This is a genomic window from Nonlabens sp. Asnod3-H03, from assembly GCF_045063665.1.
Taxonomy (GTDB): Bacteria; Bacteroidota; Bacteroidia; order Flavobacteriales; family Flavobacteriaceae; genus Nonlabens; species Nonlabens ulvanivorans.
This window is the reverse complement of sequence record NZ_JBEFOD010000008.1, coordinates 2,063,385-2,089,811: the sequence shown is the minus strand read 5'-3', so window position 1 is coordinate 2,089,811 and position 26,427 is coordinate 2,063,385. Positions and strand designations below refer to the sequence as shown.

Sequence of the window (26,427 nt, the reverse complement as noted above, 5' to 3'; positions counted from 1 at the left end):
TTTATTTTTTTTAAATAGTTTAGGTAAAAAAAAAGCCTAATTACAAGAAAAAAGAGATTTAATAGACTTAAAAATTATACTTAAGACACAATGATCCAAATAGGTCTGAAGATTGAATTGATAATTTAAAAGTTATAGTATTTGTAAATGAGGTGTGAATTCTTGGTACTAATAGTAGATAGGATTCTGACTGCAAATTAAAATATTGACAATAAGTTAGTACATTAAAAATAACAATTACTTCCCAATACAAAACTGACTAAAAATATTACCCAACAATTCATCATTAGTAATCTCACCAGTGATAATGCCCAAGGACTCTGCCGTGGCGCGTATGTCAATAGCTAGAAATTCACTAGAGATATCATTTTCAATACCTTCTTGAACTTCTAGTAAAGAACTATAGGCTTGTTGTAAAGCATCATAATGTCTAGCATTGCTCACAATAGTATCATCTTGTGATAGAGCACCACTTTTAAAACTACTAACCAGTGCTGTTTTTAATTCGTCCACACCAGCACGAGACTTGGCACTTAATGAAATTAGAATCGTATCTGGTGACTTTGAATTAATTTGTTTGGTGATTTCAGCATGTTCTAGACCGGTGATTTGATCAATTTTATTGACGATCACTACTAGTGGTTTGTCTGGAAATTTCTCTCTTAAAATCTGTATGCGCATTAAGCAATGCATGATTCTAGGTGCCGTATTAAGCTGTGTGGCGTCTAGTAGATATAACACTAGTTTAGACTGTTCCGCTTTGGCATAAGAACGCTGTATTCCCATACCTTCAATGGTGTCTGTCGTTTCTCTTAATCCTGCAGTATCTATTAATCTAAAGCGTACGCCATCGATATTAATTTCATCTTCTATAGAGTCACGAGTGGTACCAGCAATATCACTTACGATAGCCTTTTCTTCATTAAGTAAAGCATTGAGTAGGGTAGACTTACCTACATTAGGTTCACCTACTATCGCAACAGGAATACCTGTTTTAAGTACATTTCCTAGTGCAAAGGAGTCGATTAACTTACGCAAGGTTTGCTGACTTTCTGATAATAATCTTTTCAAGTCTTCTCGATCTGCAAAGGCGACATCTTCCTCACTAAAGTCTAATTCTAGTTCTATCAAGCTGGCAAAGTTGAGCAGTTGACCTCTTAACTCCTTAAGCTCACTAGAGAAGCCACCGCGCATTTGTTGTAACGCAATTTGATGTGCCGTCTCACTTTCACTAGAGATGAGATCTGCAACAGCTTCTGCCTGATTGAGATCCATTTTTGCATTTAAAAACGCTTGTAAAGTGAACTCACCAGCGTTTGCCATACGGGCACCGTTTTTAAGGCATGCCGCAATAATTTCTTGTTGTATGTATATAGAACCATGGCACGATATCTCAACAACGTGCTCGCCTGTGTAGGATCGTGGTGCGTTAAATTTAGTAAGCAGTACTTCATCTACCATGCGATTACCGTCATAGATATGACCTAAAGTAACCGTGTTTGCTCCTAGATTATGATATAGCTCTGATGTTGATTTGGAGTCCGCTTTCGCGAAAGCGGGAACAAAAATCTTACTTGCTATTTCATGAGCCTCAGAGCCTGATAATCTTACAACGGCAATAGCTCCAGAACCTGCTGGTGTTGCCAGCGCTACAATGGTATCGTTTTTATACATAGTACAAAGGTAAAGAGAAGCCAGCAGTTCTATCTTAATCCTATGACAATTCTTAAATTAAGATATTGTTGAAACCTTTAATAGAATTTATTAACCAGTAATATTATAACCACCATCTACATGTCTTATTTCACCTGTAATGCGACTTTCTGGTCTAAAAAGGTGCGCAATTTCATAAGCTAGATCGATAGGTAAAGCATTCCCCAGCGGACTCATTTTATGGGATGTGGCGACATCTTCTTCTTTTAGTGTTGCATTTCCTGCTTTACTTCCCATGTAAGGTGAGAACCTTATGGCATTTACACGTATACCGTGCTTGCGTCCTAGCTCATCTGCTAGTTCTACGGTGATACGTTCTAAAGCGGCTTTGGCAATACTTATATTCCTATAAGGATGGAACGTCACTTTTGCAGCAGCGATGTAGCTTAGGGAACAAATAGAAGCACCAGATTGTAAGACGTCATGTTTTAAAAGATAGTGTGTTACTCTTATTAAGGAATAAGCACTTACATTCATGGTATCACAAAACTCATCTAGTGTGACGTCTATAAGTGGTTTTACTTCTTTTTTACGTATGGTTTTATCCATGGCAATGGCATGAAGAAATCCATCGAGTTTAATGTTGCGAGCGGCTAGTTCTTGAGCAAATGCTTCTATGTTTTCATCGAGTGAAACATCTAAGATCTCCACCATGGCGTCTCCTAAAGAATTATGAACCGAGGATTTAAAATCTTCAAAGTTTTTATTTAAAAAGGACTTAGCTTTATCTGATAAATTTTCGTGAAAACGACTAACGCCTAGACCTGTACAAACGACCTTACCGCCATTTTTTATAATTTCTTTTGCAGCATACATGGCTAGAGAATGCTCGTCTGCTATTCCTGTAATTAAAAAAGTTTTATTTGAGAACATCATGTGATGTGAAGTTTTAGTATTAAAATAAAATTACCATTTATAAAGTGACGTTGCCCAGGTCCATCCAGCGCCTACGGCTGCAAATAATACCATGTCACCATCCTTAAGTTTTCCTTTTGAAACGGTTTCATGAAGCATGATAGGTATAGTACCACCAGAGGTATTTGCATAACGATCCATATTAGTCATTACTTTTTCCCATGGTAAAGAGACACGTTTTGCAACTTCTTCAAGGATGCGCACACTAGGTTGATGTGGAATGAGAAAATCAATATCATCTATGTGAGTATTATTTCTATGAAGCAATTTTTCAATAGATTCTGGAACAACTTTTATAGCGGTTTGAAAAACGGCTGGACCATCCATTTGAAAATATTGAAGCCCTTTTTCTAAAGTTTCTGGGGTAGTAGGAGTGAGAGAACCACCAGCAGGTATATTCCAGCAATCCTTACCACGACCATCTGTATGTAGTAAGAAATCTATAAATCCTTTATCCTCATTAGTATGAGAGATTACCATGGCGCCAGCACCATCACCAAAAAATACAGCGTCTCTACGATTCCAATCTGTGATGTTTGAAAAAGTATCTGCTCCTATAACAAGCACATTTTTATACATTCCAGATTTTATGTACTGTACTGCGGTAGTAGTAGCAAACAAAGCACCTGAGCAAACAGCAGAAATGTCAAAGGCTACAGCATTAAACGCTTCTATTTTTTCTTGTACAAAACAGGCGCAAGATGGAGCGAGCTTATCTGGTGTTGCGGTGGCAAGAATGATTAAATCGATATCTTGAGGAGTGAGGCCAGCATTTTTAATAGCTTCCTTACCAGCCATTGCAGCGAGGTCGCTGGTAGTTTCACCTGTGGAGATGCGTCTTTCTTTTATTCCTAAGTTTTTTTGTATCCAGGCATCATTAGATCCTACAGATTCAAAAAAATCGTTTTTCACTATGTTTTCTGGAGCATAGGATCCAGTTCCTTTAATATATGCGTTATTCATAAATGAGTATAAGCGCATAAAAATGTGACATTTAAACAATAAAAAAGAGTAATATATAAGAAAATATCGGTAAATTAAGATATTCGTAAATTAATCCGTAATTCATTTTTGTTTACTTAATAATATTGCATTAAATCATCAAATTGATAAAATAAAAAAGTCTCATTTCTAGGATTTACTCTTTAATCACATTTATTTTTGCAAAATGTATTCACGTGAAGAAGCAAAATTAGTTAGACAGCAATTCTGGACCATGTTCGGTAAACGATATGATCGTAAGTGGTTGTTATACAATACTAAAATTAAAGATGTGGTTCTTAAGTTCTCTTTTGAGGATCGACGTGCGCTGGTTTCCATGGATATAGAATATGATGAGATGTTTTATCGTGAGTATTATTTTGAAAAGCTTATTAGTCTTCAAGCGATTCTGAAGGAAGAAGTCTCACCAGATATTATTCTAGATGCAGACTATGTTCTAGAGTCTGGCAAGCAGATTTCTCGGGTTTATGTGATGCTAGAAGGTGTTAAAATCCAGAAAAAGACGCAATGGCCAGAGGTCTATGAGTTTTTCTATACCTATATGGATAAGCTGGAATTATTTTTCTGGGAATACAAAGATTTTATAGAAAGTTGATTTACTCGTTAATAAAGCTAGCCATCTCTTTTATCGATTTGCGTTCTGGAAGTTCTTGCTCCTCATAAGGATATGTTCCTAGATAGAAAAAGCCTAAAAACTGTTCGTTATCTGCGACATGTATTCCTTCTAGGTTTTTAATGTTTGCAAACGGTTTAGGAGAACTCCAGTAGGCGCCATATTTCATATTATGACTAGTTAACCACATGTTTTGCACGCTCATTGATACCGCTGCTATTTCTTCCCATTCTGGTACACTTTCATTGATGTCACGATGCATAAAAATCAAGATGACAGCGCTAGCTTTGGTAGGATTTTCTTGTAATTTCTTTAGTTTAAACTTTTTATAGCCTTCCGTTTGGGCATAAGATGTCGCCATAAAGTTACCTAATCTTTCTAATGCTTTACCAGTCAGTATTTGATAACGCCACGGTTCTGTCTTACGATGATTAGGTGCCCATCTTGCGCTGTCTAAAATTTTTAGAATATCTTCTCTTGGTATTATTTCTCCGGTATACTGCGCAGGAAATACACTACGACGCGTTTTGATGATTTGATCTATCATTTTTTTAATAAAGATAATATGTATATGGTAGACGATAAAGGGTTTGCAAAAAGCTTTAATGCGATTTAACAAAATTATGTTAGCTTTATATCGAATTATGAATTTTAACCCCAATTAATTTTAGAGTATTATGTCAGAAAACACAATCCCATTAGAACAAGCCCAACAATGGCGTAGCAACTGGAAAACATCTGGTAAAGAGTGGATCCAAGCACAAACAGATGGTTTACAAGGATTTTTAGTTCCAGGAAGTGACCTTTCTCAGGTAACTGGAGAAAACGGAGTAGATTGTAGAATTTACTTAGGTCTTACTGAACCAGGAACCGGCGGCGTGGCAAAAGTAATGTTAGTGGCTGTAGGGAGCGACGGTAAAGACTTGATAGATGCAGAGAATGGATATTATATCTACGATAATTCGAGCAGTATTCCGCCTAACGGAGATTCATCAAGTCCTTTAAATTAGATTTAAACATTGTCTTTTTCAGATTTCATTGCTGATTTATACTATTTACTATTGATACTGACTACGATTGTGTTTTCAGTATCAATTGTTTATGGTGCCAGAAAGTTTTTACCTATTACTATTTGTTTAATCATAGGTTGCTTATGTGAATTCTTTACATATTTAATACGTGAGCACCACTTATTAATTATGGGAGAACAAAATAACGCGATAGTTGGTCATGTTTATAAATGGACTTCTTTCTTAACTTTTGGGTTCTTTTTATACAGTGTTCAAAAAAGTAAGGCAACAAAAAGATATTTTGTTTATCTATTTTCCATTTGTGCGGTAATAGGTATTTTTTCTCAATCAAGATTAAAACATTATTGGTTAGAAAATGATCCATGGTTAGCTTTCTCTTTAATGTCAGCTATCATCATAGCTTCGATGGTTTATTTTATTCAATTGTTAAAAGCTAGAGATGGGTATCCTTATATCACGACAGGGATTTTCTTAGTGTCGGGTAGTTTTTTAATATCTAGTGCTGTAAATGGTACTTATGTAGGTGTTGATCTTGAAATTTGGTTTTTTAGAGAGTCCATTAATAGAGTGGTTTTAATTATTATGTATGTCATGTTTTTGTTAGAATCATATTTATATTTTAAAGAAAGTGAAGTTATGAAGCTACAACGTTTACAGCAGTAATGTATGATTAACTAATGGAGTCATTTTTAGACCATCTTTCTACAGTTTATAAAACCCTATTGATTCTCGCTTTTTTATTTTATACTATAGCGATAAGTATGGGGAAAAATGATTTCAAGCCTATCTTTTTATATCTTATGACTGGCGCATTTACTGAGGTCATGAGTAAAATGATTACTTGGGATTATTTTCTAGTTTTAGGTGAGAAAACAAATGCTCCCTTTTTCTTTCTTTTCACTATTTTGCAATTTGTCTTTTTATCTTATTTCTTTAAGAAAGTAATCGACTGTCCTGTTTTTACTAAATATTTTAAATCTTCGGTAATCATAGTTTTAATAATCGGTATCATACCATATATTTTTAATCCATCATGGATATTAGAATTCTCAGTTTGGTTACCTTTAATGACTATACCTTTATTATTGTTTTTTAGCGCATATTATTTTATAGAATTACTTAAAAATAAAATGGGCTATCCTTTTATTAATATTGGTTTATTTATAATGCTAGGAACAACTTTGATCTTTTTTATGACGATGCAGTTTTATGAAGGTGTTCCTCCAGATGTGAAAATTCTACTCAGAACTCTTCATGTTTTACCATTAACGATTTTACATACCTTATTTATTTACGAATGCCTGTTATACTTCAAATCTCAAATACATCGATTAACTATATAGCTATAGGGTTGATGATTTTTATTATTCTATTTTCTATAGGTATGGTTATTTTTTTCCTGCTTTCGCGGAAGCGTATCACAGAAGCTGATCTGGAAGTAAGGGACACTCAAATTAAAGCTCAAAAAGATGTCATGTCTGCTACACTTGTAACTCAAGAAAAAGAAAGACAGCGCATCGCGAGAGACTTGCACGATGAGATCAGTGCAAAATTGAACGTGATAGCCATGAATACTAACATGCTTAAGGAAGAGTCTTTATCTCTTGAAGAGCGTGAAATGTTGATTTCTCGTATTGAAACAGCAACAGGTAAAACATTAGAAAACGCACGTAAAATAGCTCATAACCTTTTGCCTCCAGTACTTGAGAAATTTGGTTTATGTGCAGCACTTACAGAGGTTGTTAAGAGTATTAAAGGTGATAAAATTGATATTCATTTCTCCTGTGACTGGAATGAAGAGCAGTTAAATCCTGATTCACAGTTACATGTGTATCGTGTCATACAAGAGTTACTCAATAATACCATTAAATATGCACAGTCAGATAAAGTATCCATAGTACTTCATGAAGAAGATCATTATCGACTAATTACCTATAGTGATAATGGAATAGGTTTTCAAGATAATGCTCAAATAGGTCTAGGAACTAGTAATATAAGCAGTAGAGTAGACCTATTAAATGGAACCTATCACCTAGAAACTAGTGATGGTAATGGTGTTATATATACTTTTAAATTCCCTAAAACTTAAACCCATATGATAAACATCGCCCTAGCAGATGATGAGAGTTTATTTCTAGATACCTTAAGTTTTATGTTGCAAAGAATTCCAGATTTTAATGTGGTTTTTACAGCAACAAATGGACAGGATCTCGTAGATCAACTTTCTACTCAATCGCCATTACCAGATGTAGTGGTTACCGATCTTAAAATGCCAGAATTAAATGGAGTAGAAGCTACTAAAAAGATCAAAGAACTTTTTCCAGAACTAAGTGTTATCGCATTAAGTAGTTACAATACAGATGTGTTTATTTCTAATATGCTAGGTGTAGGAGCCGCGTCATATTTAGTGAAAAACACCACGCCTGCACAAGTTGAGCTTACCATCAGAGAAGTCGCGGCAAAAGGATTTTATTATGATAAAAATGTTTTACGCATATTACAGGATAATTCTCAAGATGGAAATTATAAGCGCAGCACACTAGATCATAATTTATTAACGCCACGAGAATTAGATGTATTACAGTTAATTTGTGAGCAATTTACAACTGCCGAAATTGGAGAACAACTTTGTGTTTCTAAACGCACGGTGGATGGGCATCGCAATAATTTATTGGTTAAGACAAAAATGAGAAACGTCGCTGGACTTGTGGCTTATGCCATACAGAATGCCATTATCACAGTCAAAATTTGATTTTCTATCAAAAAACAGGTATTTATACCTATTGTGTACACCTCTTGACCTGTCTAAATTTGAACAAGTAAAACAAGTAAAATAAGTAAATAAGAGAAGTTGAAGACTCTTTTTGATTTTGTAGGGGAAACCAAGAAGATATCTCAACTTTGAACACTAAAATAAATTTTTGGCGCATCAAAAAATTATTTTTAGAAAAATGTAAATGAGGCTTAGGCCTCATTTACTATTTAATAACCTTAATAAGTATTGATTTTCAGTTTGTTAATCGATATAAATATTGTATATTTAAGTAAGTAGTTTTAACTAGGTGATTTTCTTGTTTTTGTAGGGGAAACCGAGAGACTCTTCTGATTTTGTTTGAAAACTACTTATTTAACCTTCCAGAATCTTATTCTAAGGCAATGAAAGTGAGGCTTCGGCCTCATTTTCTATTTCGTACTATTTGTTCAATATACAAAAACAGGTATTTATACCTATTTCATGAACGATGAGGTATGCATAACTTTGGATTGTAATTAAGCTAGAGTTCTTCTTTTATTCAGTTTTGTAGGGGAAAAGGTTTATGAGTTGAACTTGAAATTACACACTCTGTATACAGAGTATTTAAAGGGGAAAGGAAATGGGGCTAGCGCCTCATTTCTGCTTTCCTTTTTAAAAAGGAATCGTATTTGAATTGAGTGTTTTTAATAAGTTTTGCTAATTGTTTTGATGGTTATGGATCGTCTAGTTTTCGGGGGAAAATGTATCACTTCATCAATTTAGGGTAATCAAATTACCTGCATTAGCAACACATTAACCGCAAGAATGGGACTTAGGTCCCATTCTTTGCATTACTATATGTTAGATTTATAATACTTCTGTTAAATTTCCTACTTTTAAACCATAAACCTATGATATGCTCACAAAAGTCTATGGAAGCGCCGTTTTTGGTGTAGAAGCAACAACTATAACAGTAGAGGTTAATAGTGTAAAAGGAATAGGATATCACCTCGTTGGGTTACCAGATAAAGCGATTAGCGAGAGCTCTTATCGTATCGCAGCAGCATTGTCTAATGTAGGATATAAGCTGCCAGGTAAGAAGATCACTATTAACATGGCGCCGGCAGACTTACGTAAAGAAGGAAGTGCTTATGATTTAACACTTGCCATAGGTATATTAATATCCTCTGGACAAATTAAAGCAGACGAAGTAGACCAATATCTTATTATGGGTGAGTTATCTCTAGATGGTAGCTTGCAACCTATTAAAGGCGCTTTACCCATCGCTATAAAAGCTAGAGAAGAGAAGTATAAAGGATTTATACTGCCGGCACAAAATGCTCGCGAGGCTGCTATTGTTGATGGACTAGAAGTTTATGGCGTTGATAATATATCACAAGTGATAAACTTTTTTAATGAAGGCAAGCCACTAGAACCTACCATAGTTGATACGAGAGATGAGTTCTTTCAGGCTTTAGAGCATCCAGAATTTGACTTTGCAGATGTAAAAGGACAGGAATCTATTAAACGATGTATGGAAATAGCTGCAGCCGGTGGACACAACATTATCCTGATAGGACCACCAGGTGCAGGAAAAACAATGCTAGCAAAAAGACTGCCGTCCATCTTACCACCTATGACATTACATGAGGCATTAGAGACAACAAAAATTCATAGCGTTGCCGGTCGTACTCAAGAAAAAGTAGGATTGATGGCACAACGCCCATTCCGCAGTCCACATCATACCATATCAGATGTTGCTTTGGTTGGTGGTGGAGCATATCCACAACCTGGTGAAATTTCATTATCACATAATGGTGTTCTCTTTTTAGATGAATTGCCTGAGTTTAAACGTACTGTACTAGAAGTGATGCGACAACCTCTTGAAGATCGTGAGGTCACTATTTCTCGTGCAAAATTCACGGTTACTTATCCATCTAGTTTTATGTTAGTGGCGAGCATGAATCCTAGTCCTGGCGGATATTTTAATGATCCAGATGCACCTGTGCAAAGTAGTCCAGCAGAGATGCAACGATATCTTAGTAAGGTATCTGGACCGTTACTCGATCGTATTGATATTCATATTGAAGTTACACCAGTACCATTTGAAAAATTAACGGAAGAACGACTAGCAGAAAAATCAAATGTTATTAGAAAGCGAGTGACTGCGGCTAGAGATATTCAAACAGCACGCTTTCGCGAAAGCGAGAAAACACACTACAATGCTCAAATGAGTGTAAAGGATATTAGGAAATACTGTATTCTAGATGATGCGAGTAAGGAGTTACTGAAGAACGCGATGGAACGATTGAACTTGAGTGCAAGAGCCTATGATCGAATTTTGAAAGTATCAAGAACTATTGCAGACCTAGAAGGTAGCGCAGAGATCACAGGTACACATATTGCAGAAGCTATACAATACCGCAGCCTAGATAGAGATGGCTGGTTGGGTTAAAATAATTATATGAAATGAGTGAAATTTTAGAATTAGAGACGCTTAAAGATAACTTTGGCGATGATGTTGAAACGTTTGTACAAATACTAGATATTTTCTTGCTTGAAGTTCCAGTAGATTACCAACTACTTAAGAAGCAAATTGAGACAAAAGACTATGAAAATGCTGGTGAAATAGCCCACAAGATAAAGTCTAGTTATCGGTTGTTAGATATGGAAATGGAAACGATGTTATTACAGGAAATTGAAAATAGGGCCAAGGCAGTACAAGATACCGATGAAATTATCACGCTATATGAGCAATTTCAAGCAAATTATGATACTGGTATTGATATGGTGCAACAAACACGAGATGCATTTGCCTCAAAAAGCTAAGCCTTGACTATAACTGATTTGATAATCAGTTGATTATTAATTAGCAAGTAGAGCTTTTAATTTGTATTTTTGCAAAATATTTAAAAGAAGTTATTTGAAAAATTTTGAAGTCTTAGGACTCTCACAGCCGTTATTAGACGGCCTCGCTGACATGGGTTTTGAAAACCCAACAGAGATTCAGCAACAGTCTATTCCCATTTTATTGAAGCATGACGGAGACTTTATAGGTCTTGCTCAAACCGGTACGGGAAAAACTGCTGCTTTCGGTTTACCCTTATTGGATCTTATAGATGTTAATTCACGTGAAGTACAAGCCCTTATTCTGGCACCTACTCGCGAACTTGCTCAACAGATTTGTGGGCAAATGGAACAAATGTCAAAACACCTAGGTAAATTGAATGTTGTTCCCGTTTTTGGTGGAGCAAATATTATGAATCAAATTAGAGACATACGCCGTGGCGCACAAATTATTGTGGCTACACCAGGTCGTCTAATGGATTTAATGAAACGCCGTGAAGTAAAACTCGACGCTTTAAAGTACATGGTACTGGATGAAGCCGATGAGATGCTTAATATGGGTTTTAAAGAGGATATCGATTTTATTCTCTCAAAGAGTGATACTGGTAGAAATATCTGGTTATTCTCTGCAACAATGGCACGTGAAATTAAGCGCATAGTGGATACATATATGGTCCAGCCTGAAGAGGTGCGTATTAATCCTAAAAACATTGTAAATAAAAATATTGAACACCAATCGATACAATTAAAAGCATCTGATAAAATTGAGGCGTTAAGACGTTTCTTAGATTATGATCAGGATATGTTTGGTGTTGTATTTTGTCGTACAAAGCGTGATACTCAAAACGTAGCAGATCAGTTGAACAACAATGGTTATGCAACAGAGGCTTTACATGGTGACATGTCACAAGCGCAGCGCGATGCTGCGATGAAACGTTTCCGTAATAAGAATCTTAAACTACTTATTGCAACAGATGTTGCTGCACGTGGTATCGATGTAGATGATATTACTCACGTTATACACTTTGCTTTACCAGATGATCCTGAATTTTATACGCACCGTTCTGGTCGTACTGCTCGTGCTGGTAAAAAAGGTGTTTCAATTGCTTTAATCACTCGTGGTGATAATCGTAAGTTAAAATTTATTGCTAGTAAATTGGGTATTGAATTCACACAAGGTGAAGTGCCTGCTCTAGAAGCTATTACTCAAAAACGTATTGCTCGCTGGTCAGATAACATGATCAAGCAAGAAATCAATGAGAAGATAGGTGAGGACTTACTGACAGCAGTTCAAGAAAGCTTTGCCGATGTAACTAAAGAAGAGTTGATAGCAAAGTTATTGACTAAAGAATACAACTCTATTTACAAGCGTAATTCTATTTCTGATCTTAATGATCGTTCTAAAGGACGCGATAGAGACGATAGTCCAAGACGCGAGCGCGGTAAACGTACAAGTCGTGGTACTGAAGAAGGTATGAAGACTTACTTTATCAATTTAGGTCTTAAAGATGATATCAATAAAGGAGCTTTACTAGGATATGTATGTGATACCACAGGTATATCTGGCGCTCAAATAGGTCGTATCGTTATGGATAAAACACATTCTTATATGGATGTAGCAGAAGATGTAGCGTCACAAATACTGACATTAGATGGTAAACAACGTAACGGACATGATCTAAGAGTTAATGAGCATAAAGGTGTTGTAAAAGAACCAGCTCGTGAACGTGGTGGACGTGGTGGACGTAGTGGTGGCGGTTTTAAAGGACGTCGTGATTCTAACGGTGGTGGCGGCTATAAAGGACGCAGTAATTCTGGAGGCAGTAGCCATAGAGGAAGACGTTCTGATTCTGATAATAGCGGTTCAGGTAATAGAAGTAGTCGTCGTAGAAGTGATTCTTCTTCTGGCGGTAATGATAGTGGTGGTAACCGTGGCGGCTTTAAAGGTCGTAAGTGGTAATCATATCATTAATATAAAAAAAGCCTGTTTAGTGAATGCTAAACAGGCTTTTTTATTTTAATCTAACCAAGAAAGGTAGGATGTGATTTTTTAAGTCAATTTCGCAGTCCTTTTTTACGTTGTTCTTTCTTTAAGTCTTGTCTACGATATTCTTCTTTATAGTCTCTTAATCTAGAACGAACTAACCATAGCCCAAATAGGATACATAGAATGCTACCTATGATAATTTTATAATCAATTATAGGTGCTGTGATAAAAAGTACAAAAGGAATTATAAAGAGAATCAAGGCAAATAAAAAGATCGATTGTAATCTACCTGTTAAAATACTACAAAGCATTAAATGGGCTTCTTTTAAAATATCAGACCTTTTAATCATTCTTATTTTACAATCAACTTCAAACTTTGTGACGCATTTTCCGTTTGAACTTTCACTATATATAAACCTATAGGTAAGTCGTGTTCAAAGGTTGTGTTTTGATCAATATCTTTTTTAATAGTAATTCTTCCTAATTGGTCATAAATAATTACCTGAGTGTCTTGTTCTATCCCAGAAATATGAAAGTTATTTTCGCTAGGGTTAGGGAATAGTTTTACGGCAGCTAGTTGTTCACTTTCACTAGATAGAGTAAAGTTTTGTCCTACTTGATTTCCCCAGATGTATTCTACTAATTCTGGATTATCGATAAATGGATTACGGTTGATTTGCCAGTTATAGATTACATTGTTACGATTCATTTCAAAATCATCTGGCGGATCATTTCTATGCCATTGTAATAATGTCGCAAGATCACCTAACTGTCCTACTGTAGAGTTACTAGGGTTACCATTGACAACATCAATATTGTTATAACGTAAGGTCATGTAAAATATAGCTCGCGCTACGTCTCCATGCCACGAACCTTGAGTACCATTAGGTCCATCATATTCTGGATAATCTTTATTACCTCTTGAACTATTCTCACCACCATCTGTAGCTCTTAAATGATGTGCATCACTTTGCCCATGTCTTAAACTATCTACGTTAGTATCAGTCCATACAGCCATACCATCAATGGTTTCATCATATTCAATTTCATAAAAGCCACCTCGTGATCGTGGATAGATGTGCTCACGATTCCATTTTCCAGTACTGTTGCTTCCGGTTTGATAATCTGCTTTAGATCGTTGTTGTTCAGTATACATTAACCATACTTGATTAGAATTTAATGGTGACTGATCAGATTCTTTCATGATTTGAACGATATCGTCATAAGTATGAATGCGTACTACAAACTCTTCTGCTATGATGTTGGTTATTGCATTTTCTAATTGTGGACTAGCTAACCCATCGAGAGAGTCGTAATAATTTGCTGGTGCCGTGCTGTTAACAATTCCATAGGTAGGTGCTAGTGGAGTACCATAAGAAGCTACTTGAAAATCATTATCAACAACAAGATGGCGCTCATTGTCTTTCAATCTTTTAAAACCTACAGGAACATTATTATCTAGATTGACACTTAATTCCTCATCACCTTCGTCAATGGTATCGTCTATTATGGTATAACTAGCAACAACACTAGTTTGTCCAGCAGTAAAAGTTACTTGAGAAGGACCCGTATAATCTGAACTATCAAAGTTTCCTAAATCGATAGTATAGTTAAGAACAAAGTCGGTTGTTTGTGGTTGTGATAAAGTAAAAGTGATATCAAAATTAGAGCCTTCTGTGATAGGTAAAGGAGCTACTGTAAATCCTATACCTGTGTAAGTAGGTACAGTCGCATCATTTAAAGAATGTGGAGTAGGCGCTTTGGTCTCATATGTCCCATCTGCTTTACGTTGAACAGATTCAGTGGTTTTATTCCCATTCTCATTCTCGTTATATTGATCATTAATGCCTAATAGGCTCATTAACGCCATATTATCAGCATCATCGGTATCATAAATTAATGCACTGATAAGGTTGGTTTGAGAAGCAAAGGTTTGATCTGGCCAGTCGGTGTCATTTCCTGCATAAATAGCAACAGCATCTGCACCTATTTGAATATTACTTTCTGCTAGATAGCGATCTGGTACAGGAGAAACTAATGAACTTCCTAATACAACCAGTCCATTATCGTCTGTTGTAAGACCATCTAGGTCTACGGTATAATAGCTGCGGCCCATCCCAGTAGAAGCACTAGTAGAACCATTAAAAAATACGAGTACATAACCGTTGAGAGAAAAGAATGGAACGTCAGATTTGAGTTCTACAAACTGCCTATCGTTTGTACTAGGCGTATCTGAGTCTAGCTCATTGATGACTACTTGCGCTTTCGCGAAAGCGATACTAAATATAGCAATCGTAATAAAAGTGATTAGCTTTTTCATTCTAGGGGATTTTAGGCAAAAATACGGTTGTTTCTGCGCTTCCTAGAATAAGAAATAGTTAATTATAAAGTAGTTATTCAATAATTAAAAGCGTAATGATAATCCTATAGAAGTACCTGTTGAAATAAAGGAAAGTTGAGCAGATGGTTCACTAGAAGGATTGAGACCTGAATTGTAAAGATCTACAGCAGTTTCTATTTTCCTAGTCTGCCTAATATTGATAGGGATAGCGATCGCTATTAATCCAGCACCGAGAAATCCTTGTACATTATCAAAATCTTTTCCAGCAATTAAGTTTCCTAGTTGATATCCTATTAATGCACCACCAGCAAATCCTAATATTTGAGATATGCCTCTATATTGTCTAGCATCGTACAACAATCGATGGGCCTCTTCATTAGATTCCAAAACTCTATCTAAATCAGATATGTTAAGAAAATCATCACCTAATTGATAGTGATAGCCACCAGTAGAGATTTTTTTTATTTCTTGTCCTTGTGAGAGGATAAGATTGAAAAATAATATTAGTAATGTAAAAATGATCTTCATAACTCAATTTAATATGGTATAAATGTAGTCTATTTCTGCTGTAATAATCTGAGTTTAATAAGTAATTAAGGTTTATTAGGCTATTGTCTCGCATGATTAATAAATGTAAGTTTGAATATGACAAATAATGATTTTTATCGTGATCTATTCATCCAGCATATACCAATTCAAGAGGTATTGCTAGAGCCTTCTTTATTTGAGGACGTACCTGATGACTGGAATATCATTGTTACCGATGTGCAGAATTCTACAGCTGCCGTTAGTGCTGGAAATCATCAACTTGTTAATCTAGCCGCAACAGGTAGTATAGTAGCGTGTCTTAATATTGCTCGAGATAATGATGTAATGATTCCATTTTTTTTTGGTGGTGATGGCGCGACGATTATAGTACCTGATATCATTCTCAAAGAGTGTTTACATGCACTTATCCTACATCAAGAAAACTGTCAATCTAATTTTGATTTCTTCTTAAGAGTCGATTCTTGTAAGGTAGGTGACATGTATAAAAAAGGGGCTACTTTAAAAATTACAAAGGTGAAATTGAATGATTTGCATATTATACCTGTCGTTTTAGGTGATGCCTTGCAAATGGCTGAGGATGAAGTAAAGTCTAAAAGCCGAAAGATTGGGTTAACAAATATTCCATATAATCTTAATTTAAAAGGTATGGAATGTAAATGGGATAAAATAGCGCCGCCCGTAGACTCTAATGAAATACTAACGCTTATCATAAAAGCGCAAACCACTGCTTTACAAAGTACTGTTTACAGTGAGGTTTTAACTAAAATGGAATTTATATACGGTGATGTTAAGAAGAGACATCCTATTACCATCGAAAAGTTAATTATGATCAATAGCCTAGGACAGCTCAAAAATGAGGTTTTGATGAAATTTTCAGAGCTTAAATGGGTAGAAGTATTTACGAGTGCTATACGTTCTTTTATCGCTCGATGGTATTTGAAAACTAATGAAAAAGGACGTAATTATTTAAGAGAATTACCAGAGTTAACGGAATCTTTAATGGTGGACGGTACGATAAATACTGTCATATCAGGTACTGCAAAACAGCGAGAGTTATTACTCTTTGAACTACAAGCCATGCAGGATAAAAACTTACTGCGATATGGTTATTATGTAAGTAATACTAGTGTACTTTCTTGCTATGTAACCGCTATAGATGATTATCATGTACATTTTTTAGACGGTGATCAAGGCGGTTATACACAAGCTTCTAAATTGCTTAAACTCTAGATTTTTAAAAACATATTATTGACATAGTTAATTGATGTGTAGTGACTTAATATTATTTGTTAGATAATTATTTATTCAATAAAAAAGCCATCTCAATTGAGATGGCTTTTTAGTTTTATAATATACAATCCTAGTAGTACGTGAATCGTCTAACTTTAGCGATGTATTTTGCTAATCTTATTACTTGATGACTGTATCCATACTCATTATCATACCATACATATAGAACGACATTCTTACCATCTGCACTGACAATAGTTGCATTTGAATCAAATATAGATGGAGCATTAGATCCTACAATATCGCTGGACACTAATTCATTATCAATTGAGTACTTAATTTGCTCTACAAGGTCACCTTCTAGTGCATATTTTTTCATGATTTGATTGATGCCTTCTTTACTAGTAACTGTTTCTAATTCTAGATTTAAAATAGCAAGAGAACCATTAGGAACAGGTACACGTATCGCGTTAGAAGTTAACTTACCTTCAAAAGATGGTAGCGCTTTACTTACTGCTTTACCAGCACCGGTTTCTGTAATAACCATATTTAAAGCAGCAGCACGACCACGACGGTACTTACTGTGCATGTTATCTACTAAATTTTGATCATTAGTATAAGCGTGTATGGTCTCTAAGTGTCCTTTAACAACACCAAAGGTGTCTTCGACAGCCTTTAATACTGGAGTGATCGCATTAGTGGTACAACTAGCAGCAGAAAAAATATCTATTTGATCTGGATCATTTTCTAACTGGTTAACACCATGCACGATATTAGGAATCCCTTTTCCAGGTGCAGTAAGTAAAACTTTATGAGCACCTTTAGCTTTTAAATGACGAGCAAGAGCTTCATCATCTCTAAAAGCGCCAGTATTATCTATAATTAAGGCATCATTAATTCCGTAAGATGTGTAATCGATATCCTCAGGTGCATTTGCACTAATCATTTTAACAGTGGTACCATTAATGATTAATGATTCATTTGCTACATCATAACTTACCGTACCAGAAAAATCACCATGTACAGAATCTTGAGCAAGCAATGATGCGCGTTTTTCAAGAACAGTTTCATCGATTTTACCACGAGTAACGATAGCTCTTAATCTTAACTGGCTTCCTTTTCCGGCTTTTGTCATTAACTCTCGAGCTAATAAACGACCTATTCTACCAAAACCATATAATACCACATCCTTTGGCTTAATATCATTAGCCTGTTGTGCATCACCTAACTTACTTGCTACAAATGCTGTAGCATTTTGATAGTCATTATCTTCTAGATGGTACTCATAAGTTAATTTACCTATGTCTAGTTTTGCAGGAGGCATGTCCAATTGTAGAATAGCCTGAGCAATTTCTACACTATCAAAAACCGAAATAGGCTTTTGAACAAACTCACCAGCATACTCATGCAGGTTGATGATCTCACTCACGTTACGATCAATCAATTGATTTCTAAAAAGCACCAGCTCTATAGACTTATCATACCATAAATCGCTTACGGCTTTAATAAATGCAACTGCTGCGCGACGCCTGTCAGTTTGAAAGGCGAGCTCTTTTTCATAAGTATCTAAGCTACTCATTGAATGGGTTTTTGTGGGTTTTATTTGGCTGCAAAAGTAATACTTCTACAACGTTTTCGTAACTGGTTTTATTTATTTTTTAACGCCTTCGTGAAAGTTTAATGATTATAAAAGTCAATAAGAAAAATACCTTACAATTGACGCATAAGGTATTTTTATAGTATCTTAACTAATTCACCGTGTATCGGAAACGTTCTATTTCACCTTTAGAATTTTTCATTTGAATCAATAGCGTTTCATTTGGAACAACATCTCTTAAAACAGCCTGAATATCATCTATGTCTGTTACATCTGTATCATTAACTTTTGTGACAATATAATCGCTGAGGTTGTAACGTGATAATTTACCTATTGTTTTAGTGATTTTCACTCCATCCTTAACATCAAAGATCTTTTTTTCTTCACCGGTTAAGTTGCGCAATTCCATTTCAATTTGTGGGATGGTTACCGTATTATTTTTTGTAATAGTGATAGGTATTTGAATCAGATTGTTTTTTCTAATCACTTCGGCGTTAACAACATCACCTGGATTTTTGGTTTTTATATAACCAGATAATTCAGAGAACTTACTGATTTTAACACCATCTAGAGAAGTGATTACATCTCCTTTCTGTAAATCACTTTTATCGGCACCGCTATCTTCTACGATTTCTGCTACATATATTCCTTCAGTAGAGTTAAGGCCAAATTCTTTAGAGTTTGTCCCGTTTAGGTCCGTTCCTCTGATACCTAACATACCTTTTTGTACAAAACCAAACTCCATAAAATCCTCGATGATTTTACGAGCATTATTAGACGGCACTGCAAATGAGTAACCTATATAAGAACCTGTTTGAGATTTAATTGCTGTATTAATTCCTATAAGTTCACCACGTGTATTTACTAGCGCACCACCAGAGTTCCCTGGATTAACTGCTGCGTCTGTTTGAATAAACGATTGGACTTTTGAATCACGAGATTCAAGGTCACGACCTTTTGCGCTTATAATTCCTGCGGTTACTGTACTGGTAAGATTAAAAGGGTTTCCTACTGCTAATACCCATTCTCCAATTTTAGCATTATTAGAATCGCCAAAAGGAACAAACGGTAAATCCTCATCGGTATCAATTTTAATTAATGCGATATCACTTTCTTCATCTGCTCCTATAAGTTCTGCCTTATAAGTTTGATTGTTGTTTAACGTCACTTGTAAATGGTTAGAATTTTTAATCACGTGATTGTTAGTGATTATATAACCATCTGGTGTGATAATAACACCGCTACCTGTTCCTATAGCCTCACGGTATGGAGTGCGTCCTGCCCATACATCTGCCATGGACATAGGTGCTCTAGCGACTGTTTTATTAATTACATGTACCACAGAGTGTACGGTTTTTTCCGCTGCTTCAGTAAAATCTACACCAGCAATAGAGGTGTTGCCTGTGTAAGAAACAGGTGTTACCGGTAAAGGGCTTTCTATGATAGATGATTGAGTGATGGCACCATTAGATTCTTCATTTTGTACCAGTTGGTAACCGCCTAATGCGACTATTCCACCTAGAATAGCCATTCCTAGAGATTTGATAAATGTTTTCATTTGCTTTCTTTTTCTATTATGACTTAATAACTTAAAATTAGTTTAGTGATTGTACAATACATATTAGTTTAACCTTATTTAACAGTTGAGCATAAGCTTTTTAAGAAATAGATTTCTTTTTTAATTTTATAACAGCTGTATCATCTATTTTCCTCTTTATTATGATCATTAAGAAATTGCGGCCATAAGCGGCAGAAAAAAGTTTTCGCTTTACCTTTGCAATTATGAGCCATATACAATTCTATAAATACCAAGGAACCGGTAACGACTTTGTCATGATTGATAATCGTGATCAATTATTTTCCAAAAACGATACCAAACTCATAGAATTATTATGTGACCGAAAATTTGGCATAGGTGCAGATGGACTTATTTTGTTAGAAAATCATCCTACGGCAGATTTTAAAATGGTTTATTTTAATGCAGATGGCCAGGAAAGTACCATGTGTGGTAATGGAGGAAGATGTCTAGTACGATTTGCTCAATTTCTAGAGATAATAAAAGATACGACAACCTTTGAAGCTATCGATGGTTTGCATCACGCTAGAGTTGTGGATGATATATCTATCAGTTTACAGATGAGTGATGTTACAGATATGCGATTAGAAAACAGCTATGTTTTCACAGATACTGGATCACCACATCATGTTCAACTTACTGAAAATTTGACAGAACTAGATGTTTATAAAGAAGGAAAGTACTTGCGAGATAATGTATATGGAAAAGCTGGTGCAAATATTAATTTTGTTCAGCTTCAAGATAACAACACCTTTAAAGTACGTACTTATGAGCGTGGAGTAGAGGATGAAACACTAAGTTGCGGTACTGGCGTTACAGCTGTTGCTATTGCTATGCACAAGACTAACCACACAGCGTCTAATGAGGTGACTTTAGAGACACCAGGTGGTGTTTTAAAAGTATCTTTTGAAGCTTGTGATACTGGATATGAAAATATATGGCTCACAGGACCTGCGCTGCAAGTTTTTAAAGGAACCTTTACAGCATGATGCTACAATCTCAACATTGCTTTTTAAGAGCTGTAGATCCTGAAGATATGGAGTTTATCTATAGATTAGAAAACAATTCCGAGTTATGGGAAGTGGGAAATACCTGGACGCCATTTTCAAAATATACAATCAGAGAATATCTAGAAAACGCGCATCGTGATATCTATGAGGTCAAGCAATTGCGACTTGCCATTTGTAATTTAAAAGAAGAAATAATAGGTGTTGTGGATCTTTACGATTTTGATCCTTATCATAAACGTGCTGGTGTAGGAATCGTGATATCTCAACATGCAGATCGTCAAAAGGGTTATGCCTCAGAAGGACTACAATTAATGATTGATTATGCCTTCAAGCATCTTAGGTTACACCAGCTGTATGCTGGTATTACAGAGGATAATAAAGCTAGCAGAAAGTTGTTTGAGAAATTACGCTTTCGCGAAAGCGGAATAAAAAAAGACTGGATTGCCACAGAAACTTCTTATAAAAACGAAATCACCTACCAACTTATTAATGAATAAATATAAAAACGTAATCGTAGGAGTAGCCCTAGTGGGCTTAATCGCAATGTCTTTATTTGCCTATAAAGTTTATAGCACCTTTTTTAGTGCAAATACAAACTTTGAGACTCAAACTTATGAAGTTTTCATTCCATCAACAGCAGACTATAATGCCGCTTTTATGCTAGTAGCAGACGCTGTTGAAGACCGAGATGCATTTCATGAAACTGCGGTGCGTAAAGGTTACAACTCAAATGTAAAACCTGGACATTATATTCTTAAAAAAGGAATGAGTAATAATGATATTATCAATACCATTCGCAGTCAGAACCAACCCGTAAAAGTGCGATTTAATAATCAAGAGCGACTAGAAAATCTAGCAGGTAGGCTAGCACAGCAGGTTGAACCAGATAGCCTCACTCTATTAAAAGTGATGAAAGATTCAGCTTTTTTAAAGGAACATGGGTTTACAGAAGAAACTGCACTGACCATGTATTTGTCCAATTCTTATGATTGTTACTGGAATACTAGTGCTGTAAAACTGAGAGATAAAATGTTAAGTGCTTATAAAAATTTCTGGAATGAAGACAGACTCGCAAAAGCAAAAAAGATAGATCTCACTCCTCAAGAAGTTTATACACTTGCCAGTATAGTTCAGAAAGAAACGGCTAAAGTAGATGAACGTCCTAGAGTTGCAGGTGTTTACATGAATAGATTGAATAGAGGAATTAAACTCGATGCAGACCCAACAGTAATTTATGCTAAAAAACTAAAGGAAAAAGATTTCAGTCAGATTATTAAACGCGTTTTGTACGTTGATTTAACCATAGATTCTCCATATAATACTTATAAGTATGCAAGTCTTCCTCCAGGACCTATTATCACGCCAGATTTAAATGCTATAGATGCAGTTCTTAATTATGAGAGGCATGGTTATTATTATTTTGTAGCCAATGTTGAAAATTTTGGGTATCATAAGTTTGCTAAGACTTTAAGTCAACATAATGCAAATGCAGCTGCTTATCGTAGATGGGTTAGTAGACAAGGAATAAATAGATAAGTTGTTTCTTCTAGAATAGCCATTTTATTTACTGATTTCCACAAAAAGCTTATGAAATTATCTTTAGTTAAGTTTTTAAAAATCCATGTGAAGTATTGCGTATGATTTTGGTTTTCAAATATTTATGAGTCTGTTAGGACTAATTTAACATCTTAAAAATCCACAACCGTTAATTAGTCGTAAATTTGCGCCGCGTTAAAGAAAGGGTGACAGTAACTTTCGAAAACAAAATTTATGAAATCACGTCATGTGTATTTGGTTGTTTTACCACTAGTGTTAATCTTTTGGTCTTTTAGTAATAACCACTTGAAATTAGATTCTGGTGTTTTTAAAACCAGTGTTAATAAGATCAATGAAGAGTTCTATGATGCAGATGCTTTTATAGGTCCTGTGGCAAGCTCTAATTTATTTGATGTACGCTATTACTCTTTAGCGATTACACCACCAGATTCATTTTTAACTTTTAGAGAAGCCTTAGCTTTTAAAGAATCTCAAGGGAAATTTTGGAAAGTGAATAGTCTAGGTTATATGGGGAAATATCAATTTGGTATGACCACATTAGAAACTTTAGGTGTTAGAGATTCCTTGCAATTTTTAAGATCTCCTAGATTACAAGAACGCGTGTTTATTAAAAATTTACGTTACAATCATGAAATTTTAGAGCCATATATTAAACAATATGCTGGCAAAAAGATAGGTGGTATACATGTTACTGAAAGCGGCATTCTTGCTGCAGCACACCTTTCTGGTCCTGGTGGTGTAAAACGTTTCTTTAAAACTAAAGGTCGTAAGTCTAATCGTGATGCTTACGGTAGTTCTGTAAAGACTTATATGAAACGTTTTGGAGGTTATGACTTAAGTGAAGTTATCGATTATTAAGATTTTTTTAAGGTTTGATTAAACCTTTACATGAAATTAAAGTCTAATCTGAATAATAAGACTTTAATCATGAAAAAAACTTTACTACTCTTTTTGCTATTAGTTCAAGTAGCAACGGTCTATTCTCAGACTCTTTATGACATGAATACCATCCAAGACATTAGAATTGTCTTTGCGCAAAGCAATTGGGACGCATTATTAGATGCCGAGAAAGCTGGCGCAGATGGTTATATAGCGGCCACTTCAGTGACTATTAATGGTACCGTATTTAACAATGTAGGTGTGAAATATAAAGGGAACAGTTCTTATAGAGCAAACCAAACTAAAAACCCTTTTCACATCGAGCTAGATACTTATGTTGATCAAGATTATGAAGGCTACACAGATCTTAAACTAGCCAATGTTTATTTTGATCCATCATTTGTTAGAGAAACAGTTTCCTATAACATTGTCAATAAATACATGGATGCGCCACAAGCAAACTATGCTAATGTATACGTAAATGGAACATTGATTGGGTTGTATACTAATGTAGAGTCAATTTCAAAGAAATTCGTCAATAAGCACTTTAACTCAAATGATAATGCATTCTTTAGTTGTAGTCCACCAGCAGGCGCAGGACCTCAAGGAAATGATTTTCCTAGTTTACAATATCTAGGAACCAATTACACAAGTTATGAAGACGCTTATGAAATAAAGTCAGATGTGACAGGTACTGGATGGGATGATTTAATAGAATTAACTAGAATATTAAATACGGATATAAACAATATAGAAACTGTGCTAGACGTAGATGCTGCATTATGGATGCTTGCCTTTGATAATGTGATGGTAAACTTAGACAGTTATCTAGGTCAATTTAAACAAAACTATTATTTATATAAAGATGATAACGGTAGATTTAGACCAGTAGTTTGGGATTTGAACATGTCTTTCGGAACTTTCGGTCAGACTGGATCTGGAGGATCTTTGAATAGTACTACGCAGAAAAGTCAGTTAACTCATTTGTTACATGAAAATGACGCTGCGTGGCCATTGATGAGTAAGTTAATGGCAGTACCACGTTATAAAAAAATGTATCTGGCTCATTTTAAAACGATTTTAACTGAAAATATATCGAACTCTGATTATTTAACTAGCGCAAATGCTTATCAAAATATTATTGACCTTGCCGTACAAGCAGATAATAATAAGTTTTACAGCTACGCACAGTTCAATAGTAATATCAATTCAGATGTAAATGCACAAATGAATACTGCTAGTGGATTAACAAATTTAATGAGTGCGAGAAGTACATATTTATTAGCACAGTCTGACTTTACTGCCATACAGCCTTCTATTACCGCGGTAGCTCCATCTATAGCTACACCAATCATAGGCAATACGATAACTGTTACTGCACAAGTAACTAATACGAATACAACGGCTGTATATTTAGGATATCGTGAAGGTGATTTTGTACCATTTACTAAGATTTTAATGTATGATGATGGAGCACATAATGATGGGGCTGCTGGTGATAATGTTTATGGTATTGACTTACCGATTACCAATTCATTGACCCAATACTATATTTATGCAGAAAATAACAATATAGGGGTATTTTCACCAGCAAGAGCTGAGTATGAATATCACTCTATAGTTGCAACTTACACAACAATTACTCCTGGAGATTTAGTTATTAATGAAATAATGGCGTCTAACAGTACAACTGCTGTAGATGATGATGGTGAGTATGAAGATTGGGTAGAGCTTTATAATAACTCTTCTTCAACTTTGAGTCTAGATAACTTATACCTATCTGATGATGCTACTGATCCTTTAATGTGGCAATTTCCTAGTGGAACAACCATAGCTCCAGATAGCTATCTAATTGTATGGTGCGATAAAGATTTAACTCAAACAGGTCTTCATGCCGACTTAAAATTTTCATCAAATGGAGAGGATGCTGTATTGTCATATGATAACGGAACCGTAATAGAGTCCATCACATTTGGTGCACAAACCACTGATATGGGATATGCTCGTGTACCTAATGGTACTGGTAACTTTGTGATTCAAGCACCTACTTTTGGCACTAATAATGAAACATTAAGTAATAGTGACTTTGAACTTAATACAGATTATTCTATTTATCCTAATCCGGTTAACGATGTGATAAACATCAAAACTAATAATGGAAGTATTAATCAAATATCGCTGTATAATTTACAAGGACAACAGTTGATGAGTCTCAAATTTAATGGAGAACAACAAAGTCAATTAGACTTAACAAACTATACGCAAGGAATCTATTTATTGACCATTAATAATCAACAAACGGTTAAGGTGATTAAGCAATAAGTTCATAATTATTGGCAACAAAAAAACCTGCATAGCTCCCTTTGCAGGTTTTTTACGTTTAATTAATTTCTATTTCTTCTCTATACTTTCCAGTTGGATTGATAGTGCTTTAGTAGATAACTGCACCTCTATAAGTGATAGAATCAGTGATATCATTAAAGCCAGTAAACTGATTCCAAAAACTAGATTTGCCCAAAAATTCAATTCTATATAAATTAAGAACATCGTGATTACCGCAAGTAAGAAACTTAAAATAGCAACAGCTTGCATATTTTTAATAATGGTCAGTCGCTTTCTTAATTTTTGAACCTGAATACGTACTTTATCTGATGGATTTTCTTCGTACTTAGCATGTAGATTTCTTATTAACGCAGCAATGGCTAGATAACGTGCGTTATAAGCTAGCATGGTTAATGAAATAGCTGGGAAGAGTAGGGCAGGTATGCTTAGGGATAATTCCAAAATTTGATTTTTAGTTAACTATTGATTTCGTTATAAGTATTGAAAGTTTTATATCTACAGAA

Annotated in this window: 25 protein-coding genes; 15 read left to right on the top strand and 10 right to left on the bottom strand. The window is 35.1% G+C overall.

Going from position 1 to position 26,427, the window contains the following annotated elements:
- Positions 1–237: 237 nt before the first annotated feature.
- The 3 genes from mnmE to ACJJVI_RS12760 all read right to left on the bottom strand — a co-directional run bounded on the left by mnmE (position 238) and on the right by ACJJVI_RS12760 (position 3,591).
- A complete protein-coding gene (mnmE, locus tag ACJJVI_RS12770) occupies positions 238–1,674 on the bottom strand; it encodes a tRNA uridine-5-carboxymethylaminomethyl(34) synthesis GTPase MnmE (RefSeq protein ID WP_405352253.1) in 1,437 nt (478 codons plus the stop codon).
- A 90-nt stretch (positions 1,675–1,764) separates the two neighbouring features.
- The gene (locus ACJJVI_RS12765) at positions 1,765–2,589 is read right to left on the bottom strand and encodes an SDR family oxidoreductase (protein ID WP_317291174.1); all 825 of its coding nucleotides are present in this window, start codon (positions 2,587–2,589) and stop codon (positions 1,765–1,767) included.
- Positions 2,590–2,619: 30 nt separating this feature from the next.
- The gene (locus ACJJVI_RS12760) at positions 2,620–3,591 is read right to left on the bottom strand and encodes a 3-oxoacyl-ACP synthase III family protein (protein WP_036580961.1); all 972 of its coding nucleotides are present in this window, start codon (positions 3,589–3,591) and stop codon (positions 2,620–2,622) included.
- Positions 3,592–3,796: 205 nt separating this feature from the next.
- On the opposite strand from ACJJVI_RS12760, the gene ACJJVI_RS12755 reads away from it, so the two are divergent.
- Positions 3,797–4,225, top strand: a complete 429-nt coding sequence (locus tag ACJJVI_RS12755; RefSeq protein ID WP_405352252.1) for a DUF4268 domain-containing protein — start codon at positions 3,797–3,799, stop codon at positions 4,223–4,225.
- 1 nt (position 4,226) lies between these two features.
- On the opposite strand, the gene ACJJVI_RS12750 is transcribed toward ACJJVI_RS12755, so the two are convergent.
- Entirely contained in the window at positions 4,227–4,790 is a 564-nt protein-coding gene (locus tag ACJJVI_RS12750; protein ID WP_405352251.1) for a nitroreductase, read from the bottom strand.
- Between the two features lie 130 nt (positions 4,791–4,920).
- Here ACJJVI_RS12750 and ACJJVI_RS12745 point away from each other — a divergent pair, with 130 nt between their 5' ends.
- The 8 genes from ACJJVI_RS12745 to ACJJVI_RS12710 all read left to right on the top strand — a co-directional run bounded on the left by ACJJVI_RS12745 (position 4,921) and on the right by ACJJVI_RS12710 (position 12,815).
- Positions 4,921–5,253, top strand: coding sequence for a hypothetical protein (locus ACJJVI_RS12745; RefSeq protein WP_042270485.1), 333 nt, complete (start codon positions 4,921–4,923; stop codon positions 5,251–5,253).
- A 9-nt stretch (positions 5,254–5,262) separates the two neighbouring features.
- Entirely contained in the window at positions 5,263–5,937 is a 675-nt protein-coding gene (locus ACJJVI_RS12740; RefSeq protein WP_405352250.1) for a hypothetical protein, read from the top strand.
- Between the two features lie 14 nt (positions 5,938–5,951).
- Positions 5,952–6,617: a hypothetical protein gene (locus ACJJVI_RS12735; RefSeq protein ID WP_405352249.1), complete on the top strand. Its 666-nt coding sequence runs from the start codon at positions 5,952–5,954 to the stop codon at positions 6,615–6,617.
- Between the two features lie 11 nt (positions 6,618–6,628).
- A complete protein-coding gene (locus ACJJVI_RS12730; RefSeq protein WP_405352248.1) occupies positions 6,629–7,363 on the top strand; it encodes a sensor histidine kinase in 735 nt (244 codons plus the stop codon).
- A gap of 6 nt (positions 7,364–7,369) precedes the next feature.
- A complete protein-coding gene (locus ACJJVI_RS12725; protein WP_042246594.1) occupies positions 7,370–8,026 on the top strand; it encodes a response regulator transcription factor in 657 nt (218 codons plus the stop codon).
- An 898-nt stretch (positions 8,027–8,924) separates the two neighbouring features.
- A complete protein-coding gene (locus ACJJVI_RS12720; RefSeq protein ID WP_405352247.1) occupies positions 8,925–10,463 on the top strand; it encodes a YifB family Mg chelatase-like AAA ATPase in 1,539 nt (512 codons plus the stop codon).
- A 14-nt stretch (positions 10,464–10,477) separates the two neighbouring features.
- Positions 10,478–10,837, top strand: a complete 360-nt coding sequence (locus ACJJVI_RS12715; protein WP_405352246.1) for an Hpt domain-containing protein — start codon at positions 10,478–10,480, stop codon at positions 10,835–10,837.
- 94 nt (positions 10,838–10,931) lie between these two features.
- Complete coding sequence (locus ACJJVI_RS12710; RefSeq protein ID WP_317291181.1) at positions 10,932–12,815, top strand: DEAD/DEAH box helicase; 1,884 nt, start codon at positions 10,932–10,934, stop codon at positions 12,813–12,815.
- A 95-nt stretch (positions 12,816–12,910) separates the two neighbouring features.
- On the opposite strand, the gene ACJJVI_RS12705 is transcribed toward ACJJVI_RS12710, so the two are convergent.
- The 3 genes from ACJJVI_RS12705 to ACJJVI_RS12695 all read right to left on the bottom strand — a co-directional run bounded on the left by ACJJVI_RS12705 (position 12,911) and on the right by ACJJVI_RS12695 (position 15,711).
- Positions 12,911–13,192 (bottom strand): hypothetical protein, encoded by a 282-nt coding sequence (locus tag ACJJVI_RS12705; protein ID WP_042248576.1) that lies wholly within the window; start codon positions 13,190–13,192, stop codon positions 12,911–12,913.
- 2 nt (positions 13,193–13,194) lie between these two features.
- Positions 13,195–15,162, bottom strand: coding sequence for an endonuclease (locus tag ACJJVI_RS12700; RefSeq protein ID WP_405352245.1), 1,968 nt, complete (start codon positions 15,160–15,162; stop codon positions 13,195–13,197).
- A gap of 84 nt (positions 15,163–15,246) precedes the next feature.
- A complete protein-coding gene (locus ACJJVI_RS12695) occupies positions 15,247–15,711 on the bottom strand; it encodes a hypothetical protein (protein WP_405352244.1) in 465 nt (154 codons plus the stop codon).
- Positions 15,712–15,828: 117 nt separating this feature from the next.
- On the opposite strand from ACJJVI_RS12695, the gene ACJJVI_RS12690 reads away from it, so the two are divergent.
- Positions 15,829–16,962: a DUF3095 family protein gene (locus tag ACJJVI_RS12690; protein ID WP_036580882.1), complete on the top strand. Its 1,134-nt coding sequence runs from the start codon at positions 15,829–15,831 to the stop codon at positions 16,960–16,962.
- Between the two features lie 130 nt (positions 16,963–17,092).
- Here the strand turns inward: ACJJVI_RS12690 and ACJJVI_RS12685 are convergent, their stop codons facing one another.
- On the bottom strand, positions 17,093–18,541 hold the full coding sequence (locus tag ACJJVI_RS12685) for a glyceraldehyde-3-phosphate dehydrogenase (RefSeq protein ID WP_405352243.1): 1,449 nt from the start codon (positions 18,539–18,541) through the stop codon (positions 17,093–17,095).
- Positions 18,542–18,710: 169 nt separating this feature from the next.
- Positions 18,711–20,117: a S1C family serine protease gene (locus ACJJVI_RS12680; protein WP_036581832.1), complete on the bottom strand. Its 1,407-nt coding sequence runs from the start codon at positions 20,115–20,117 to the stop codon at positions 18,711–18,713.
- 224 nt (positions 20,118–20,341) lie between these two features.
- Between ACJJVI_RS12680 and dapF the strand changes: the two genes are divergently transcribed.
- From dapF to ACJJVI_RS12655, 5 genes are all read left to right on the top strand, one after another.
- Entirely contained in the window at positions 20,342–21,124 is a 783-nt protein-coding gene (gene dapF / locus ACJJVI_RS12675) for a diaminopimelate epimerase (protein ID WP_042270496.1), read from the top strand.
- Complete coding sequence (locus ACJJVI_RS12670; RefSeq protein ID WP_042248587.1) at positions 21,121–21,642, top strand: GNAT family N-acetyltransferase; 522 nt, start codon at positions 21,121–21,123, stop codon at positions 21,640–21,642. The genes dapF and ACJJVI_RS12670 overlap by 4 nt, the downstream gene beginning before the upstream one ends.
- The gene (gene mltG, locus ACJJVI_RS12665; RefSeq protein WP_405352242.1) at positions 21,635–22,681 is read left to right on the top strand and encodes an endolytic transglycosylase MltG; all 1,047 of its coding nucleotides are present in this window, start codon (positions 21,635–21,637) and stop codon (positions 22,679–22,681) included. The genes ACJJVI_RS12670 and mltG overlap by 8 nt, the downstream gene beginning before the upstream one ends.
- 234 nt (positions 22,682–22,915) lie before the next feature.
- Positions 22,916–23,560: a hypothetical protein gene (locus ACJJVI_RS12660; RefSeq protein ID WP_042296619.1), complete on the top strand. Its 645-nt coding sequence runs from the start codon at positions 22,916–22,918 to the stop codon at positions 23,558–23,560.
- Between the two features lie 69 nt (positions 23,561–23,629).
- Complete coding sequence (locus ACJJVI_RS12655) at positions 23,630–25,903, top strand: CotH kinase family protein (RefSeq protein ID WP_405352241.1); 2,274 nt, start codon at positions 23,630–23,632, stop codon at positions 25,901–25,903.
- 69 nt (positions 25,904–25,972) lie between these two features.
- Here ACJJVI_RS12655 and ACJJVI_RS12650 read toward each other — a convergent pair whose 3' ends face one another.
- Complete coding sequence (locus ACJJVI_RS12650) at positions 25,973–26,365, bottom strand: DUF2721 domain-containing protein (protein ID WP_042248594.1); 393 nt, start codon at positions 26,363–26,365, stop codon at positions 25,973–25,975.
- Between the last annotated feature and the right edge of the window lie 62 nt (positions 26,366–26,427).

What these genes read in the sequence shown, in the direction of transcription:
- mnmE (WP_405352253.1), bottom strand. Translation starts at nt 1,674, where the DNA reads ATGTATAAAAACGATACCATTGTAGCGCTGGCAACACCAGCAGGTTCT.
- ACJJVI_RS12765 (WP_317291174.1), bottom strand. Translation starts at nt 2,589, where the DNA reads ATGATGTTCTCAAATAAAACTTTTTTAATTACAGGAATAGCAGACGAG.
- ACJJVI_RS12760 (WP_036580961.1), bottom strand. Translation starts at nt 3,591, where the DNA reads ATGAATAACGCATATATTAAAGGAACTGGATCCTATGCTCCAGAAAAC.
- ACJJVI_RS12755 (WP_405352252.1), top strand. Translation starts at nt 3,797, where the DNA reads ATGTATTCACGTGAAGAAGCAAAATTAGTTAGACAGCAATTCTGGACC.
- ACJJVI_RS12750 (WP_405352251.1), bottom strand. Translation starts at nt 4,790, where the DNA reads ATGATAGATCAAATCATCAAAACGCGTCGTAGTGTATTTCCTGCGCAG.
- ACJJVI_RS12745 (WP_042270485.1), top strand. Translation starts at nt 4,921, where the DNA reads ATGTCAGAAAACACAATCCCATTAGAACAAGCCCAACAATGGCGTAGC.
- ACJJVI_RS12735 (WP_405352249.1), top strand. Translation starts at nt 5,952, where the DNA reads ATGGAGTCATTTTTAGACCATCTTTCTACAGTTTATAAAACCCTATTG.
- ACJJVI_RS12730 (WP_405352248.1), top strand. Translation starts at nt 6,629, where the DNA reads ATGATTTTTATTATTCTATTTTCTATAGGTATGGTTATTTTTTTCCTG.
- ACJJVI_RS12725 (WP_042246594.1), top strand. Translation starts at nt 7,370, where the DNA reads ATGATAAACATCGCCCTAGCAGATGATGAGAGTTTATTTCTAGATACC.
- ACJJVI_RS12720 (WP_405352247.1), top strand. Translation starts at nt 8,925, where the DNA reads ATGCTCACAAAAGTCTATGGAAGCGCCGTTTTTGGTGTAGAAGCAACA.
- ACJJVI_RS12715 (WP_405352246.1), top strand. Translation starts at nt 10,478, where the DNA reads ATGAGTGAAATTTTAGAATTAGAGACGCTTAAAGATAACTTTGGCGAT.
- ACJJVI_RS12705 (WP_042248576.1), bottom strand. Translation starts at nt 13,192, where the DNA reads ATGATTAAAAGGTCTGATATTTTAAAAGAAGCCCATTTAATGCTTTGT.
- ACJJVI_RS12700 (WP_405352245.1), bottom strand. Translation starts at nt 15,162, where the DNA reads ATGAAAAAGCTAATCACTTTTATTACGATTGCTATATTTAGTATCGCT.
- ACJJVI_RS12695 (WP_405352244.1), bottom strand. Translation starts at nt 15,711, where the DNA reads ATGAAGATCATTTTTACATTACTAATATTATTTTTCAATCTTATCCTC.
- ACJJVI_RS12690 (WP_036580882.1), top strand. Translation starts at nt 15,829, where the DNA reads ATGACAAATAATGATTTTTATCGTGATCTATTCATCCAGCATATACCA.
- ACJJVI_RS12685 (WP_405352243.1), bottom strand. Translation starts at nt 18,541, where the DNA reads ATGAGTAGCTTAGATACTTATGAAAAAGAGCTCGCCTTTCAAACTGAC.
- ACJJVI_RS12680 (WP_036581832.1), bottom strand. Translation starts at nt 20,117, where the DNA reads ATGAAAACATTTATCAAATCTCTAGGAATGGCTATTCTAGGTGGAATA.
- dapF (WP_042270496.1), top strand. Translation starts at nt 20,342, where the DNA reads ATGAGCCATATACAATTCTATAAATACCAAGGAACCGGTAACGACTTT.
- ACJJVI_RS12670 (WP_042248587.1), top strand. Translation starts at nt 21,121, where the DNA reads ATGATGCTACAATCTCAACATTGCTTTTTAAGAGCTGTAGATCCTGAA.
- mltG (WP_405352242.1), top strand. Translation starts at nt 21,635, where the DNA reads ATGAATAAATATAAAAACGTAATCGTAGGAGTAGCCCTAGTGGGCTTA.
- ACJJVI_RS12660 (WP_042296619.1), top strand. Translation starts at nt 22,916, where the DNA reads ATGAAATCACGTCATGTGTATTTGGTTGTTTTACCACTAGTGTTAATC.
- ACJJVI_RS12655 (WP_405352241.1), top strand. Translation starts at nt 23,630, where the DNA reads ATGAAAAAAACTTTACTACTCTTTTTGCTATTAGTTCAAGTAGCAACG.